A 13390-nucleotide genomic window follows, 5' to 3' on the forward strand; every position below is an offset into this window, starting at 1 on the left:
GGCGATACATCTCCTCATACAACGCCCCGTCAACATGCGCTCCGCGCGCAAAATCAGGCGAGGGGGGGTAAAGTCTGGTCATCATCGTCATTCCTCCCTTCGGGCTTGCCGGGACGGATGCCGCACCCGCCCGGGCGCCCCGGTTCCTCTTGAACATTTCCTGTCCGGGGCCGGACCCCGGGGCAAATCGCGTCAGGCAGCCCGTGCACGACCATGCCGACCCGTGCACGGGCCCTGCGGGCGATGTTGCGCATCTGCCCGGGCTGGCGCAACTGCCCGATCCGCCGGTCGGCGCGGATCTGCCCCGGGTTGCGGCCGGTCCGCGCGCGCCGCCGGGGCAGGTCTGGCCCGGCGCGATACTTTACGGCGATCCGGCCTTTGGAACGCATTATGGAAAACAAGACGGCAAGAGCTTTTCAGGAAAGTGTTTTCCGGTAAATCTGGGGACTGGTTCTGTAAAGGCACAGGCCACGGAGGGAGAGGACATGCCACGCAGCGCGCTGACCGGCACGCGCATCCGCGAGCGGCGCGCCCTGTTGGGGATGCGTCAGGCCGATCTTGCGCGCCTGGCGGGTATCTCGCCGTCCTATCTGAACCTGATCGAGCATAACCGCCGCAGAATCGGGGGCAGGCTTCTGGTTGAACTGGCCCGCCATCTGGGAGTCGAGGCCAGTGCGCTGACCGAGGGTGCGGGGGCTGCGCTGATCGAGACGCTGCGCGAGGCCGCCGCGGTGCAGGAGGGCGGCAGCGCCGAGATCGACCGGATCGAGGAACTCGCCGGGCGATTCCCCGGCTGGGCGGCGCTGCTGGCCGCGCGTCACCGCCGGGTGCGCGAACTGGAACGCACCGTCGAGATGCTGACCGACCGGATGACCCATGACCCGTTCCTGTCGGCCTCGCTGCACGAGGTGATTTCGGCGGTCACGGCGATCCGCTCGACCGCGGCGATTCTGGCCGAGACCGAGGATATCGACCCCGACTGGCGGCGGCGGTTCCACCGCAACCTGTCGGATGACAGCCGCCGTCTGGCCGAGGGGGCGCAGGCGCTGGTGGCCTATCTGGACGAAGGCGCCGAGGATCCGGGTACCCAATCCTCGCCGCAGGAGGAGGTCGAGGCGTTCCTGAAGGCGCGCGAGTATCATCTGCCGGAACTGGAAGACGCCCGGCCCGCCGATCCCGCGGATATGGTGGCGGCGTCGCAGGAACTGACCTCTGCCCCGGCGCGCGAGCTGGCGCTGGGATTCCTTGTCCGCTATCGCCGCGATGCCGAGCGGATGCCGCTGGCGGAGTTCGCCGCGGCGGCGCGGGAGGAGGGGCTGGATCCCGGCCGGCTGGCGGCGCGCTTCGGTGTCGATCCGGCCGCAGCCTTTCGCCGTCTCGCGGCCTTGCCCGCGGCGCTGGCGGGCGGGCCTGTGGGGCTGGCAATGTGCGACGGGTCCGGCACGCTGACCTTCCGCAAGCCTGTCGAGGGTTTCGCGCTGCCCCGTTTCGGCGCGGCCTGCCCGCTCTGGCCGCTTTATCAGGCGCTGGCCCGGCCGATGGCGCCGTTGCGCGCGGTGGTCGAGCCGGGCGGGCCGATGCCGCCGCGCTTTCTGACCTATGCGTTGTGCCAGCCCGCGCTGGCTGCCGGATTCGATGGCCCGCAGGTGCTGGAGGCGGCAATGCTGATCCTGCCCGCCGAGACGGTCGCGATCCCCGAAAGCCCGGCCCAGCCGATCGGAACATCCTGCCGGATCTGCCCCCGGCGGAGCTGTGTGGCCCGGCGCGAGCCCTCGATCCTGGCCGATGGGTTCTGACGGGTTTTGACAGCGCCGCGCTTTGCGCGGATATTCGGGGGAAAGGCCGGCGAAGAAACGCCCGGGGGGAGGAATGACGGACCATGGGCAAGCGTGTCCTGCTCATCGAGGACGAACCGAACATCATCGAGGCGATCCGCTTCATCCTGTCGCGCGAAGGCTGGCGGGTGGACACCCATTCCGATGGCACCACCGCCTTTGACCGGGTGACCGCGGTCCGGCCGGATATCGTCATCCTCGACGTGATGCTGCCCGGCCGGTCGGGCTTTGACATCCTACGCGACATCCGCGCCGATGCCGGGCTGAACGGGTTGCCGGTGCTGATGCTGACCGCCAAGGGGCAGGTCAAGGACCGAGAGATGGCCGAAAGGGTGGGCGCGAGCCGGTTCATGGCCAAGCCGTTCTCGAATACCGAGGTGCTGGCCTCGGTGCGGGAACTGACGGGGGCCTGACGGCATGGGGCGCGCGACGCTGTTCCTGGCCCGCGAAGGGTATCGGCGGCGGCGTCTGGCGGACATGGCAAGGCTGTTGCCGCTCCTGGGGCTGGCGCTGTTCCTGGTGCCGGTGCTCGATGCCGAGGACGGGCTTACGGCGGCGATGCTGATCTATCTGTTCGCCGTCTGGGGGGGGCTGATCGCGCTGTCGGCGCTGGTGGCGCGGCTTCTGTGCCGTTCGGGCGCGATGGACGATGCCGTGCGCGCGCCCGAGGACGCGCCATGATCGCCTTCGATCTGCTCGTTGCGATTTGCCTCCTTTATGTCGCGCTGCTGTTCGGTGTCGCCTTTCTGGCCGACCGGCGCGCGGCGGCGGGCCGGGGTGGCTGGCTGCGCTCGCCGCTGATCTACACGCTGTCGTTGTCGGTCTATTGCACCGCTTGGACCTTTTACGGCGCGGTGGGTTATGCGGCACGCTCGGGGCTGGAATTCGTCACCATCTATCTGGGGCCGACGCTGATCTTCATCGGGTGGTGGTGGACACTGCGCAAGCTGGTGCGGATCGGGCGCACCCAGCGGATCACCTCGATCGCCGATCTGATCTCGTCGCGCTATGGCAAGTCGAACGCGCTGGGCGTGATCGTCACGCTGATCGCGGTCGTCGGTGTGACGCCCTATATCGCGCTGCAACTGCAATCGGTGACGCTGTCCTTTGCTGTCTTTGCGCCCAGCGGCGCCGGGCCTTGGGCGCTGACCGACCTGAATTCGACGGCGCTGACCGTGGCGGGGGGGCTGGCGCTGTTCACCATCCTGTTCGGCACCCGCAACCTGGATGCCAACGAGCGCCACCACGGCGTCGTGATCGCCATCGCGGTCGAGGCCGTGGTCAAGCTGATCGCGCTGCTGGCGGTGGGGGTGTTCGTGGTCTGGGGCCTTGCGGGCGGCGTCTCGGCGATGATCGAGCGGATCGAGGCCTCGCCGCTGGCGGGCATGCCGATCCAGCCGGGACGCTGGATCGGGCTGACCTTCCTGGCCGCCGCGGCGATCCTGACGCTGCCGCGGATGTTCCAGGTTCTTGTGGTCGAGAACGAGAACGAGCGCCACCTTGCCACCGCCTCCTGGGCCTTTCCGGCCTATCTCTGCCTGATGAGCCTGTTCGTCGTACCCATCGCCGTGGTGGGGCTGGCCGAGATGCCTGCGGGCGCGAACCCGGACCTGTTCGTGCTGACCCTGCCGCTGGCGCATGGCCATGACGGGCTGGCCGCGCTGGCCTTTCTGGGCGGGTTTTCCTCGGCCACCTCGATGGTGATCGTGGCCTCCATCGCGCTGTCCACGATGGTGTCGAACCATATCGTCATGCCGCTGTTCCTGAGCCTGACCAGAACCAGCGCCCCGATGTCGGGAGATGTGCGGATGCTGGTGCTGCGGGCGCGCCGGTTCTCGATCGGCGGGGTGCTGCTGCTGGGCTATCTCTATTACCGGATGTCGGGCGGCTCCGAGGCGCTGGCCGCGATCGGGCTGATCTCGTTTGCAGGCATCGCGCAGGTGCTGCCCGCGCTGGTCGGCGGCATCATGTGGCGCGGCGCCACCCGGCTGGGGGCGCTGGCCGGGCTGACGCTGGGTTTCGGGCTCTGGGCCTATACGTTGTTGCTGCCAAGCTTTGGCGGGGGGGCGGTGATGGGTCCGGCGCTGCTGGCCGAGGGCCCGTGGGGCATTTCCTGGCTGCGCCCGCAGGGGCTGTTCGGGCTCGATGGGCTCGATCCGCTTGTCCATGCGCTGGTGGTGTCGATGGCGGCGAATGTGCTGGGCTTCGTCACCGTTTCGCTGATGACCTTTCCCGATCCGATCGAGCGCATCCAGGCCGCGCAATTCGTCAATGTCTTCGACCATTCCTCGGCCGGGCCGGGCTGGCGGCAGGGCGGCGCCGAGGCTGAGGATCTGCTGTTGATGGCCCAGCGCATCATGGGCGCGGACGAGGCGCAGGCGCTGTTCCGGCGAAGCGCCGCCGATCAGGGCAAGCAGGGCTTCCTGCCCGACATCACCCCCGATTTCCTGCAACGGCTGGAACGCGCGCTGGCAGGTTCGGTCGGGGCGGCGACGGCGCATGCGATGGTCGGCCAGATCGTCGGCCGCTCGGCGGTTTCGGTCGAGGATCTGATGCGCGTGGCCGACGAGACGGCCCAGATGATGGAATATTCCAGCCAGCTCGAGGCCAAGTCCGAGGAACTGGCCCGCACCGCCCGGCAATTGCGCGAGGCCAACGAGAAGTTGACCGAACTGAGCGTGCAGAAGGACGCCTTTCTCAGCCAGATCAGCCATGAACTGCGCACGCCGATGACCTCGATCCGGGCATTTTCCGAGATCCTGATGGGCGCGGACGGGATGCGGCCCGAGGACATGGGCAGGTATTCCCGCATCATCCACGAGGAAAGCCTGCGGCTGACCCGGTTGCTGGACGATCTGCTGGATCTGTCGGTGCTGGAAAACGGTCAGGTCTCGCTGAACCTTCAGGAAGTGACGCTGGCCGATCTGATCGACCGGGCGGTGGCGGCGACCGGCAGCCTTCAGGGCGGGCTGACGATCCGGCGCGATGCGGCGGCCGAACGGGTGCGACTGATGACCGATGGCGACCGTCTGAGCCAGGTTTTCATCAACCTGATCTCGAACGCGCATAAATACTGCGATGCCGAAGGGCCCGAACTGACGATACGGGTGCGGGCGGCGCGGGGTGCTGTGGCGGTGGATTTCGTGGATAACGGCTCGGGCATCCCCGAGCGCAGCCAGGCGATCATCTTCGAGAAGTTCTCGCGCCTGACCGATCCGCGCAAGGCGGGCGGCGCCGGGCTGGGACTGGCGATCTGCCGCGAGATCATGGGCCGGCTCGGCGGCTCGATCGTCTATCTGCCAGGGCAGGGCGGCGCGGCCTTCCGCGTCAGCCTTCCGCAGGTCCGCGCCGAAGCGGCCTGAGCCCGGCGAAACGGTTTGTAAACCGGGATCGTGCGAAAGCTCTGGAAAGCAAGACCTGTGGGCGGCAGATGACCGAGAACGCACATCGCGCGATATTGCGACAGATACTGGGCGATGCCCGGGTTTCGATGCCTTCGGTCCGCACGGCCGAGTCGGGCAGCGACGGGCGTTTCGCGCTGCGCCTTGAAGCGGCGCGCGCGATCCGCGACGATTTCGGCATCACCGGCATGGTCGAGGATTGCGCCCTGTCGCGCCTGCGGCTCGAGGATCTGGGCGAGCAGGTAACGCCCGAGCGGCTGTCGATGGTGCTGCGCAACGGCAAGGGGCGGCTGGGGCTGGCCGTCTATTCGCCGGAACTGGCACTGGCGTTGCTGGAATGGCGTCTTCTGGGGATACTGGCGTCCGAGGCCGCTGCGCCGCGCAGCCTGACCGCGACCGATGCCGCGATTCTGGCCGACCTGACCGACCCGCTCTTGTCGCGCTTCGGCGCGGCGATGGCGGCGCTGCCGGGCGGGGACTGGGCGGCGGGCTATGCGCAGGGCAACGTGATCGAGGATGTGCGCCACCTGCCGCTGATCCTGGCCCAGTGCGGCTATCACGGCTACCGGCTGACGCTGAAGCTGGGCGAGGGGTTGCGCGGGGGCGAACTGTTCCTTGCGTTGCCCGAATCGGCCCAGCCCGAACAGCAGAAGACCCCCGAGAAGGACAGCGCCCCCTGGCCCGAGGCGCTGCGCTCGGGCGTGCTGGGGGCCGAACTGGTGCTGAACGCGGTTCTGTGGCGCACGCGGCTGTCGGCGGCCGAGATCGGGCGGCTTCGGCCGGGCGATCTGGTGCCGATGCCCGCAACCGCGCTGGGCGCCGTCCGTCTGGAAGGGCCGGGCCGGGTCGTCATCACCGAGGGGCGGCTTGGGCAGGCCAATGGCGAGCGCGCGGTCAAGATCGCGGGCCCGGACGAAGACCAGCCGGGCCTGTCTGCGCTGTCCGCCGCGCCGGATCATGGTGCGCCGCCGCCCGGTTTCGCGCCCGAGGAGGAAGATTCAGGTTTCCCCCTTGCCACGGATTTCCCGGCCATGGCGGATCTTCCGGACGAGACGGATTTCCCCGCAATGGCGGACTTTCCCGCGATGGGCGATTTCGACGCCGAGGAGTCAGATTTCGGCTTCGACTTCCCGGCGATGGCGCAGAACTGAGCCGCCGCGCCCGCGGCTACCGCTCTGCGGCCAGCGCCTCGATCCGCTGTTCGAGCCCGGGTGCGGCAAAGCCCGCGCGGGCCAGCGCCGCCATGATCTCGGGGGTGGGCCGATCTCCGGCCATGGCAAGTGCCCAGATCACGGACGAACGGAACCCCGCCCGGCAATATCCGAAATGCGGCCCCGGCAGGTCGGTCAGCGCCCGTCGCTGGGCCGCAATGGTCTCGGGCGTGATCCCGTCATGGGTCACCTCGACCACGGCAAAATCCAAGCCGGCCGCGCGCGCCGCCGCCTCGATATCGGCCGCCTGCTCGCCCGGGGCAACCTCGGCATCGGGGCGGTTACAGATCACTGTGCGGTAGCCCGCGGCCGCCAGCGCCGCCATATGCTCGGCCGAAACCTGCGGGGCGGCAGAGAAATCATCCGTAAGATGAACCATCGGCGGAAGATTGCTCATCTTTTCGCTCCTGCGGAGCGGTTCTGGAAACAAGCTCCGCTCGTGTCGGAAAAACTGCGCATTTTCAGGCGTCTCCTTGGAATCCCACCAGAGATTTCCGGCATTTCCGGTCGAGAATCAATGCCTGCGCAGCGGAACACGTCCGGGAATTGACGTGTGTCAAAGCCGGAGGCGTCCGGGCGGTGCAAAGGTCTGCCGCAGAGCGAACGGGGGACAGTCATGGCGACGCTTGGCGACAGAAAGCAACAGCTTCTGAACCGTTTGGCGGAGCTGGACGGCCGACTCCACGATATCGAGGCCGAGCTTGACACGCATCAGTCCAAGGACTGGGGCGAGCTCGCGGTCGAGCGTGAGGAGGACGAGGTGCTGGAAGGCATGGGCATCTCGGGTCTCGCCGAAGTTAAGCAGATAAATGCAGCTCTCGCGCGAATCGAGGATGGCAGTTACGGTTATTGCGTGCGTTGCGGGGAGGAGATCTCCGAGGAACGACTGGATGTCGTGCCGGCTACGCCGTTTTGCCGCATCTGTGCCCGGTGACTGCAGGTGTAAGGGAACGACCGAAAAATGAGCAACGCGAGCCAAGGCAGCCGTATGCCAGCCTATTCCAACAGCATGATGCATGATGAAACGCGGGCGATGATCCGGGCACGGATCGAGACGCTTCTGACCTCGGGGGCGGTGGCCAGTCAGGTCAGCCGCCGCCTGGTCACCAAGGGCTGTCAGAGCCCCTGGTCCGACACGCCGGACCCGTCCAGGATGGTCGGCACCCGTCCCGCGGAACGCAGCAGCGAAGGGAGATGCGGATGGCGTTCGAACAACTCAAGGCGGGAATCGCTCTGATCCTCGAAGAGATCGAGAAGCGTCCCGACGACCGCCATATCCTTCAGGAACAGTTGCGCGAGAAGATCGCCGAATTCCGGGCGCTGGGCCTGCCGGTACCCGAGGATATCCTGCGGCTCGAAGAGGAACTTGGCGACGACGACGCCGACGACATCTACGACAACATGCCGGTCTGACGCGGCCCCTGCCTGCAAGCGCGGGGGGTGTCATCCAGATGTTGCGTTTCCGGTCCCGCTGTCCCCTAATGGCGCCCAGCGTCTGAGCGCCCGCCTTTGGCGGTGCCGCTTTCCGTCAAGGGGACCGGACAGATGAGCCATCTTGTTGCGGTGGAAGAGCCTGCGCCGGGCATCCGGCGGCTGGTCTTGCAGAACGGCCCGGCAAACACGATGACGCCCGAACTGCTTGGCGCGCTCGACACCGCGCTTGAAGGGGCGCTTGCGACGCGGGGCACGCGCGCGGTGCTGATCGCGGCGCGGGGCGGGCGGGTGTTTTCGCTGGGTCTGAGCCCGACCGCCACGGGTGCCGGGGATGCCGCGCGGCTGCGCGCGATCTGCGCCCGGCTCGACGCCGCCGATATGCCGGTGGTCGCGCTGGTCGGCGGGATGGCGTCGGGGGGTGGGTGCGAACTGGCGCTGGCCGCCCATTACCGGGTGGTGCTGCCCGTCACCGAATTCTGCCTGCCCGACATCGCCATCGGCCTGCCGCCCGCGGCCGGAACGACCCAACGCCTGCCGCGGCTGATCCCGCCCGAAGCGGCGCTGGATCTGCTGCTGTCGGGCCAGCCGGTAGGGGCGGCGAAGGCGCGGCGGCTTGGTCTGGTCGATGCAGTGGTCGATGGCGATCTCGACGCGGCGGGGCTGCGCTTTGCCCTTGGCCTGATCGAGGAACGGGCCGGACCCCGCCCCGCCCCCGCCCTTGCCCTGCCGCCCTTCGAGCGGCTGCATGCCGCCGTGGCCGCCCGCCGCGAGGCGCTGCCTGCGGCCGGGCCGGTCGAGGCGCCCGCGCGCGTTCTGGATTGCGTCGATTCGGCGGCGATGCTGCCCTTTGCGGCGGCGCTCGACTACGAGGCGGCGGCGCATGAGGATTGCCGCGACAGCCCCACGTTCCGGGCCTTGCGCCACATCGCGTTGGGCGAGGCGGCGGCGCGGCGCCGGGCGACCGGCTGGGCCAAGGCCGCCCGCCCGGTCGAGACGGTGGGGATCTGGGGCTGGGGAATAGGTGCCGCGGCGCTGGCGGCAAGCGTTCTGACAGCGGGCCGGGCTGTGTGCATGGCCGCGCCCGATGCAGCGGCGCTGGCCGAAGGCGCGGCCCGTGTCGATGCGATTCTGGGCGCGGCAAGCGGCGGCGGGGCCAAGGATGCGACGGCGCGAAACGCAGCCTGGGCGCGGTTTTCGGCACGCACCGGGCCCGCGGGACTGGCGCGTTGCAGCGTGGTGATCGAGGCGGGGGCGGGGCCGTGGTCGGAGCGCGCGGGCGGGTTTTCGGCGCTGGCCGGTGTCGCGGCGCCCCAGGCGGTTCTGGTCGGTACCGGTGCGCTGGTCGCGCCCGCCTTGCTGGCCGAAAGCGGGCAGCGGCCCGAGGCGACGATCTGGCTGAACCTGCCCGATCTGGTGCCCGAGGCCACGCTGGCCGAGATGGTCTGCACGCCCGCGACCAGCGAGGCCGCGATCGCGACTCTGGGGGAAATCGTTCATGCAACCCAGCGCCTTGGCTTGATCGCCCATGGGGAAAGCCCGGTTCTGGGCGTCCTGATCGGTGCGCTCGAAGCGGCGGATGCGCTGGTCGAGGGTGGCGCCTCGCCCTATGCGGTGGACCGCGCGCTGCGCGATTGGGGGCTGAGCCATGGCCCTTACGAGATCGCCGACCGGCTGGGGCTTCAGACGCTTCTGGCGTTGCGCGCAGACCTACCCGGCGGTTCCGATCCCGAGGCGCGGCCGATCCTTGTGGCGGCGCAGCTTGTCGCCGAGGGGCGGGGGGGGCATGCGACCGGGCGGGGTTATTACGTCTATTGCGAGCCCGGCGCCCGCGGTCAGCCCGATCCCGCGCTCGATCCGCTGCTGGCCGAGGCGCGCGCGGTGCTGGGCCGCAACCCGCGCCCGGTCACCGATGCCGAGATCCGCGCGCAGGTGCTGGCGGGCATGGCGCAGGCCGGTGCGGGGCTGTTGCGGCGGGGTGTGCTGCGCCGGGCGGTCGAGATCGACCTGGCGCTGGTCCATGGCGCCGGGTTGGCGCGCTGGCGTGGCGGGCCGATGCGGGCGGCGGACGAACGCGGGTTGCTCTGGCTGCGGCGCACGCTGCGGCTGATGGCCGAACGGCCCGGCGGCGCCGCGATCTGGACGCCCGACCCGCTGATCGGCGATCTGATCAAGACCGGACGTCAGTTCTGCGATTTCGACGGGAGGGCCGCGGCCGCCCCTGCCGATGTCAGCCCAGCATGATCCCGATCACGACCATCATCAGCCCCAGCGCCGACATGCCCAGCGCGGCCATGTTCAGCGCGACCGCCTTTTGTAGCCGCGCGCGCAGTTCGGATTCTGACAGATTGGCGCCGCGCGCTGCACGCACCTGAAGGATCACCCGGACGATCCCCGCAAGCCCGGCCAGCGACAACGCCGCCCCGATCCAGATCAATGCCGCCATCGCACCCTCCGCCTTGGACTGGCCCAGCGCCTAGTTCATGGGGCGCGGGGGCGCAAGGGGCAGGGGGCTTGCGGGCGGGCGGGCGCGGCGCTAGGTCAGGCCTCCGACCCGCCAGAGAGGAGCCGCGAGCGTGACCGAGACGCCCACCGATATCAGCTATAACGTCACCGCCGAGGAATTGCGCCAGTTCATCGAGCGTTATGAACGGCTTGAGGCCGAGAAGAAGGACATCGCCGACCAGCTGAAAGAGGTGATGGCCGAGGCCAAGGGGCGCGGCTATGATACCAAGGTGCTGCGCAAGATCATCGCGCTGCGCAAGCGCGACCGCGACGAGATCGCCGAGGAAGAGGCGATGCTGGAGCTTTACAAGCAGGCGCTCGGGATGCCGTGACCGGGCGGGCAACGCCCCTGCGCGGTACTCAGACGGTGATGACCTCGACGCCCTTGATGGTGGCAATCGCATCAAGGTCCGCTTCGTAGCGGGCGGTCAGGTCCTCGACCAACTCGCCGAACCAGCCCGGCGCGTCGATTTCCTGATCCACGGCGTCGGGCAGGGCATATTTGTCGAGAAAGGCCGCAACGACGCGGCGGCGCTGCGCCTCGCTGACCGGCGGCTTCTCGTCGAGATAGGCGCGCAGCCGTTTCATGCCGGCGGGCTGCATGATCGTGTCCAGCAGATCGTCGGTCCCGCGCAGTTGCGTGCCTTCGGGCAGGCCCGCGATGCGGGTCATCAGCGCGGGCCAGATCAGCGGCGTGTCCTCGTTGCACCAGATCGTCAGCCGCGCCTTGGGCACCGCATCGCGGATCCGGCGCACCACGTCCGACCAAGTCAGCGAAAGGGGGTCTGTCCCCGCAAGGAAGTCACGGAAATCGCGTTCGGGTGACTTCGCAAAAAGCGCAGGCAGCAAGGTCGCGGGGTTGCGCAGCCCGAGAAAGAACGCGCAGGGCTGGTCGGGAAAGAGTTGCGCGAGCCAATGCGCCTTGGTGCCCGCCATCGGGTAAAGCGTGCCCTCGCCCAGCGCCTTTTGCGGCACGCACAGGAAGGACTGGTTCACCAGGATCAGTCGCTCTGCCTTTTCGCCATTCGTCGTCGCCTCGAAGATCATCTGCTGCATCTCGGCCGTCGCCGGGCGGCCGCGCAACGAGACGATCATTTCGCGCAGGATCGGGCGGTAGCGGCCGGGGCCCGGTACGGCGATGCCCTGCTTTGCCAGGATGCCGCGGTTCTTGAGCAGGCCCTTCAGCAGCCGCTCGTCATCGGTGCAATGCGCGCCGATGTGATAGACCAGTTCCATGCTGCCTGCGCCCCGTTTCTTCGGTCTTCGTTGCGCGCGAGTATACGGGCCGTTCTGGACAGGAAAATGCCTTTCCTGTAATCGCCGGGCATGGCAGCGAGAATTGATCCGGAAAACCGTCCGCAATCCGGGCTCGGGCGTCTGGCCCTGCTGCGCCTGCGGCCCGATCCGTGGTCCCTGGGCGCGCTTCTGATCGCGGCGCTGGTGCTGATGCCGATCCTGTCGGTGATGTGGATCGCGTTCACGCCCAAGCAGAACATCTGGCCGCATCTCGTCTCGACAACGCTGCCGCGCTATCTGTCGAACACGGCCTTTCTGATGGTGGGCGTGGCGGCGCTGGCCTCGGCGGTGGGGGCGGGGGCGGCCTGGCTGATCTCGGTCTACCGCTTTCCGTTCTCGCGCTGGCTGGAATGGCTGCTGCTGCTGCCGCTGGCGATCCCGGCCTATGTGGGCGCCTATGCGCTGGTCGATTTCCTGGAATATGCGGGGCCGGTGCAGACCGCGCTACGCGATCTTTTCGGTTGGCAGAGCGCGCGGGACTACTGGTTCCCGCAGGTCCGATCGCGCGAGGCGGCGGTGATCGTGCTGGCGGCCGCGCTTTACCCTTACGTCTATCTGTTGTCCCGCGCGGCCTTTCGCGAGCAGTCGGGCGGCGCCTATGAGGTGGCGCGCGCGCTGGGGGCGGGGCCGTTTGCGCTGTTCCGCCGGATCGGCCTGCCGCTGGCCCGGCCTGCCATCGCGGCCGGGGCGGCCATCGTGATGATGGAGACGGTGAACGATTTCGGCACGGTCCAGTATTTCTCGGTCCAGACGCTGACCACGGGCATCTTCTCGGTCTGGCTTCAGGGCGGCAATGCGGGCGGCGCGGCGCAGATCGCCATGGTGATCCTGGTGCTGATCCTGGTGCTGGTTGCGCTGGAAAAGATCAGCCGCCGCAACCTGCGCTTTCACAATCTGGGCCGGGCGCATCGTCCGCTGGTTCCGGTCCGGCTGACCGGCCCCGCTGCCTGGGCCGCGACGCTGGCCTGCGCGCTGCCCGTCGCGGTGGGCTTCGTGCTGCCGGTGGGCGTGATGGCGTCGCATGCGCTGGCCAATACCGCGGCCTGGGTCGATCCGGGGTTGCTGCGCGCATTGGCGAACACGCTGACGGTGGGCGGGATCGCCGCTGTGGGCACGGTCGCGGCGGGGCTCTTTCTGGTCTATTCGGTGCGGCTGACCGGGCGCACCCTGCCCAAGCTGCTGCTGCCGATCACCACCATCGGCTATGCGGCGCCGGGCGCGGTACTGGGGGTCGGTCTGCTGATCCCGATGGCGGCGGCCGACAACGCGCTTGCCGATCTGGTCGAGGGCGCCTTTGGCGTCGATATCGGCCTGGTGATGACCGGCTCGGCCTTTGCGATCATCTATGCCTATGGCGTGCGGTTCTTTGCCATCGCGCAGGGGGCCGCGGATGCGGCGATGGGCCGGATCGCGCCCAGCCTGCCGATGGCGGCCCGCTCGCTGGGGCGTTCGGCGCGGGGCACGCTGACTGCTGTCCACCTGCCGCTGATCCGTACCTCGGTCGGCACCGCGCTGCTGCTGGTCTTTGTCGATTGCGTCAAGGAACTGCCTGCGACGCTGCTGCTCAGGCCGTTCAACTACAACACCCTCGCGACGCGGGTCTATGAAAAGGCCAGCCTCGAGAATCTGGGCGATGCCGCACCCGCTGCGCTGCTGGTCAGCGCGGTCGGGCTGGTCGCGGTCGGGCTTCTGGCGCGCGCCAACCGCTGAG

13 protein-coding genes are annotated in these 13390 nt (G+C 68.6%); 10 read left to right on the forward strand and 3 right to left on the reverse strand.

Annotated elements, in window-relative coordinates; translation table 11 throughout:
• Window positions 1-485: 485 nt before the first annotated feature.
• From GH815_RS07630 to GH815_RS07650, 5 genes are all read left to right on the forward strand, one after another.
• Window positions 486-1796: an XRE family transcriptional regulator gene (locus GH815_RS07630; RefSeq protein WP_153748176.1), complete on the forward strand. Its 1311-nt coding sequence runs from the start codon at window positions 486-488 to the stop codon at window positions 1794-1796.
• 83 nt (window positions 1797-1879) lie between these two features.
• A complete protein-coding gene (locus GH815_RS07635; protein WP_153748177.1) occupies window positions 1880-2248 on the forward strand; it encodes a response regulator transcription factor in 369 nt (122 codons plus the stop codon).
• A gap of 4 nt (window positions 2249-2252) precedes the next feature.
• The gene (locus GH815_RS07640; RefSeq protein WP_153748178.1) at window positions 2253-2516 is read left to right on the forward strand and encodes a hypothetical protein; all 264 of its coding nucleotides are present in this window, start codon (window positions 2253-2255) and stop codon (window positions 2514-2516) included.
• Window positions 2513-5197, forward strand: a complete 2685-nt coding sequence (locus GH815_RS07645) for an ATP-binding protein (protein ID WP_153748179.1) — start codon at window positions 2513-2515, stop codon at window positions 5195-5197. The genes GH815_RS07640 and GH815_RS07645 overlap by 4 nt, the downstream gene beginning before the upstream one ends.
• A 68-nt stretch (window positions 5198-5265) precedes the next feature.
• Window positions 5266-6387: a FliM/FliN family flagellar motor switch protein gene (locus GH815_RS07650; RefSeq protein ID WP_153748180.1), complete on the forward strand. Its 1122-nt coding sequence runs from the start codon at window positions 5266-5268 to the stop codon at window positions 6385-6387.
• Window positions 6388-6403: 16 nt separating this feature from the next.
• On the opposite strand, the gene GH815_RS07655 is transcribed toward GH815_RS07650, so the two are convergent.
• Window positions 6404-6844 carry a TIGR01244 family sulfur transferase gene (locus GH815_RS07655; RefSeq protein ID WP_153748181.1) on the reverse strand — a complete coding sequence of 147 codons (441 nt, stop codon included), beginning with the start codon at window positions 6842-6844 and terminating at the stop codon, window positions 6404-6406.
• A gap of 219 nt (window positions 6845-7063) precedes the next feature.
• On the opposite strand from GH815_RS07655, the gene GH815_RS07660 reads away from it, so the two are divergent.
• The 3 genes from GH815_RS07660 (at window position 7064) to GH815_RS07670 (ending at window position 10122) form a co-directional block, all read left to right on the forward strand.
• Window positions 7064-7381: a TraR/DksA family transcriptional regulator gene (locus tag GH815_RS07660; RefSeq protein WP_153748182.1), complete on the forward strand. Its 318-nt coding sequence runs from the start codon at window positions 7064-7066 to the stop codon at window positions 7379-7381.
• A 266-nt stretch (window positions 7382-7647) separates the two neighbouring features.
• Window positions 7648-7860 (forward strand): hypothetical protein, encoded by a 213-nt coding sequence (locus GH815_RS07665; protein ID WP_153748183.1) that lies wholly within the window; start codon window positions 7648-7650, stop codon window positions 7858-7860.
• A 132-nt stretch (window positions 7861-7992) separates the two neighbouring features.
• Entirely contained in the window at window positions 7993-10122 is a 2130-nt protein-coding gene (locus GH815_RS07670) for an enoyl-CoA hydratase-related protein (RefSeq protein WP_153748184.1), read from the forward strand.
• On the opposite strand, the gene GH815_RS07675 is transcribed toward GH815_RS07670, so the two are convergent.
• Window positions 10109-10324, reverse strand: a complete 216-nt coding sequence (locus tag GH815_RS07675) for a hypothetical protein (RefSeq protein ID WP_153748185.1) — start codon at window positions 10322-10324, stop codon at window positions 10109-10111. The two genes, GH815_RS07670 and GH815_RS07675, sit on opposite strands and share 14 nt — an antisense overlap.
• A 130-nt stretch (window positions 10325-10454) precedes the next feature.
• On the opposite strand from GH815_RS07675, the gene GH815_RS07680 reads away from it, so the two are divergent.
• A complete protein-coding gene (locus GH815_RS07680; protein WP_343030712.1) occupies window positions 10455-10715 on the forward strand; it encodes a DUF2312 domain-containing protein in 261 nt (86 codons plus the stop codon).
• Between the two features lie 28 nt (window positions 10716-10743).
• Here GH815_RS07680 and GH815_RS07685 read toward each other — a convergent pair whose 3' ends face one another.
• Window positions 10744-11619 carry a hypothetical protein gene (locus GH815_RS07685; protein WP_153748186.1) on the reverse strand — a complete coding sequence of 292 codons (876 nt, stop codon included), beginning with the start codon at window positions 11617-11619 and terminating at the stop codon, window positions 10744-10746.
• Between the two features lie 90 nt (window positions 11620-11709).
• Here GH815_RS07685 and GH815_RS07690 point away from each other — a divergent pair, with 90 nt between their 5' ends.
• Window positions 11710-13389: an ABC transporter permease gene (locus GH815_RS07690; RefSeq protein WP_153748187.1), complete on the forward strand. Its 1680-nt coding sequence runs from the start codon at window positions 11710-11712 to the stop codon at window positions 13387-13389.
• Window position 13390 lies beyond the last annotated feature (1 nt).

The organism is Rhodovulum strictum, from assembly GCF_009649175.1.
GTDB lineage: Bacteria > Pseudomonadota > Alphaproteobacteria > Rhodobacterales > Rhodobacteraceae > Rhodovulum > Rhodovulum strictum.

Bases quoted from the DNA above. Each gene is read 5' to 3' on its own strand.
- GH815_RS07630 (WP_153748176.1), top strand. From the start codon at position 486: ATGCCACGCAGCGCGCTGACCGGCACGCGCATCCGCGAGCGGCGCGCC.
- GH815_RS07635 (WP_153748177.1), top strand. From the start codon at position 1,880: ATGGGCAAGCGTGTCCTGCTCATCGAGGACGAACCGAACATCATCGAG.
- GH815_RS07640 (WP_153748178.1), top strand. From the start codon at position 2,253: ATGGGGCGCGCGACGCTGTTCCTGGCCCGCGAAGGGTATCGGCGGCGG.
- GH815_RS07645 (WP_153748179.1), top strand. From the start codon at position 2,513: ATGATCGCCTTCGATCTGCTCGTTGCGATTTGCCTCCTTTATGTCGCG.
- GH815_RS07650 (WP_153748180.1), top strand. From the start codon at position 5,266: ATGACCGAGAACGCACATCGCGCGATATTGCGACAGATACTGGGCGAT.
- GH815_RS07655 (WP_153748181.1), bottom strand. From the start codon at position 6,844: ATGAGCAATCTTCCGCCGATGGTTCATCTTACGGATGATTTCTCTGCC.
- GH815_RS07660 (WP_153748182.1), top strand. From the start codon at position 7,064: ATGGCGACGCTTGGCGACAGAAAGCAACAGCTTCTGAACCGTTTGGCG.
- GH815_RS07665 (WP_153748183.1), top strand. From the start codon at position 7,648: ATGGCGTTCGAACAACTCAAGGCGGGAATCGCTCTGATCCTCGAAGAG.
- GH815_RS07670 (WP_153748184.1), top strand. From the start codon at position 7,993: ATGAGCCATCTTGTTGCGGTGGAAGAGCCTGCGCCGGGCATCCGGCGG.
- GH815_RS07675 (WP_153748185.1), bottom strand. From the start codon at position 10,324: ATGGCGGCATTGATCTGGATCGGGGCGGCGTTGTCGCTGGCCGGGCTT.
- GH815_RS07685 (WP_153748186.1), bottom strand. From the start codon at position 11,619: ATGGAACTGGTCTATCACATCGGCGCGCATTGCACCGATGACGAGCGG.
- GH815_RS07690 (WP_153748187.1), top strand. From the start codon at position 11,710: ATGGCAGCGAGAATTGATCCGGAAAACCGTCCGCAATCCGGGCTCGGG.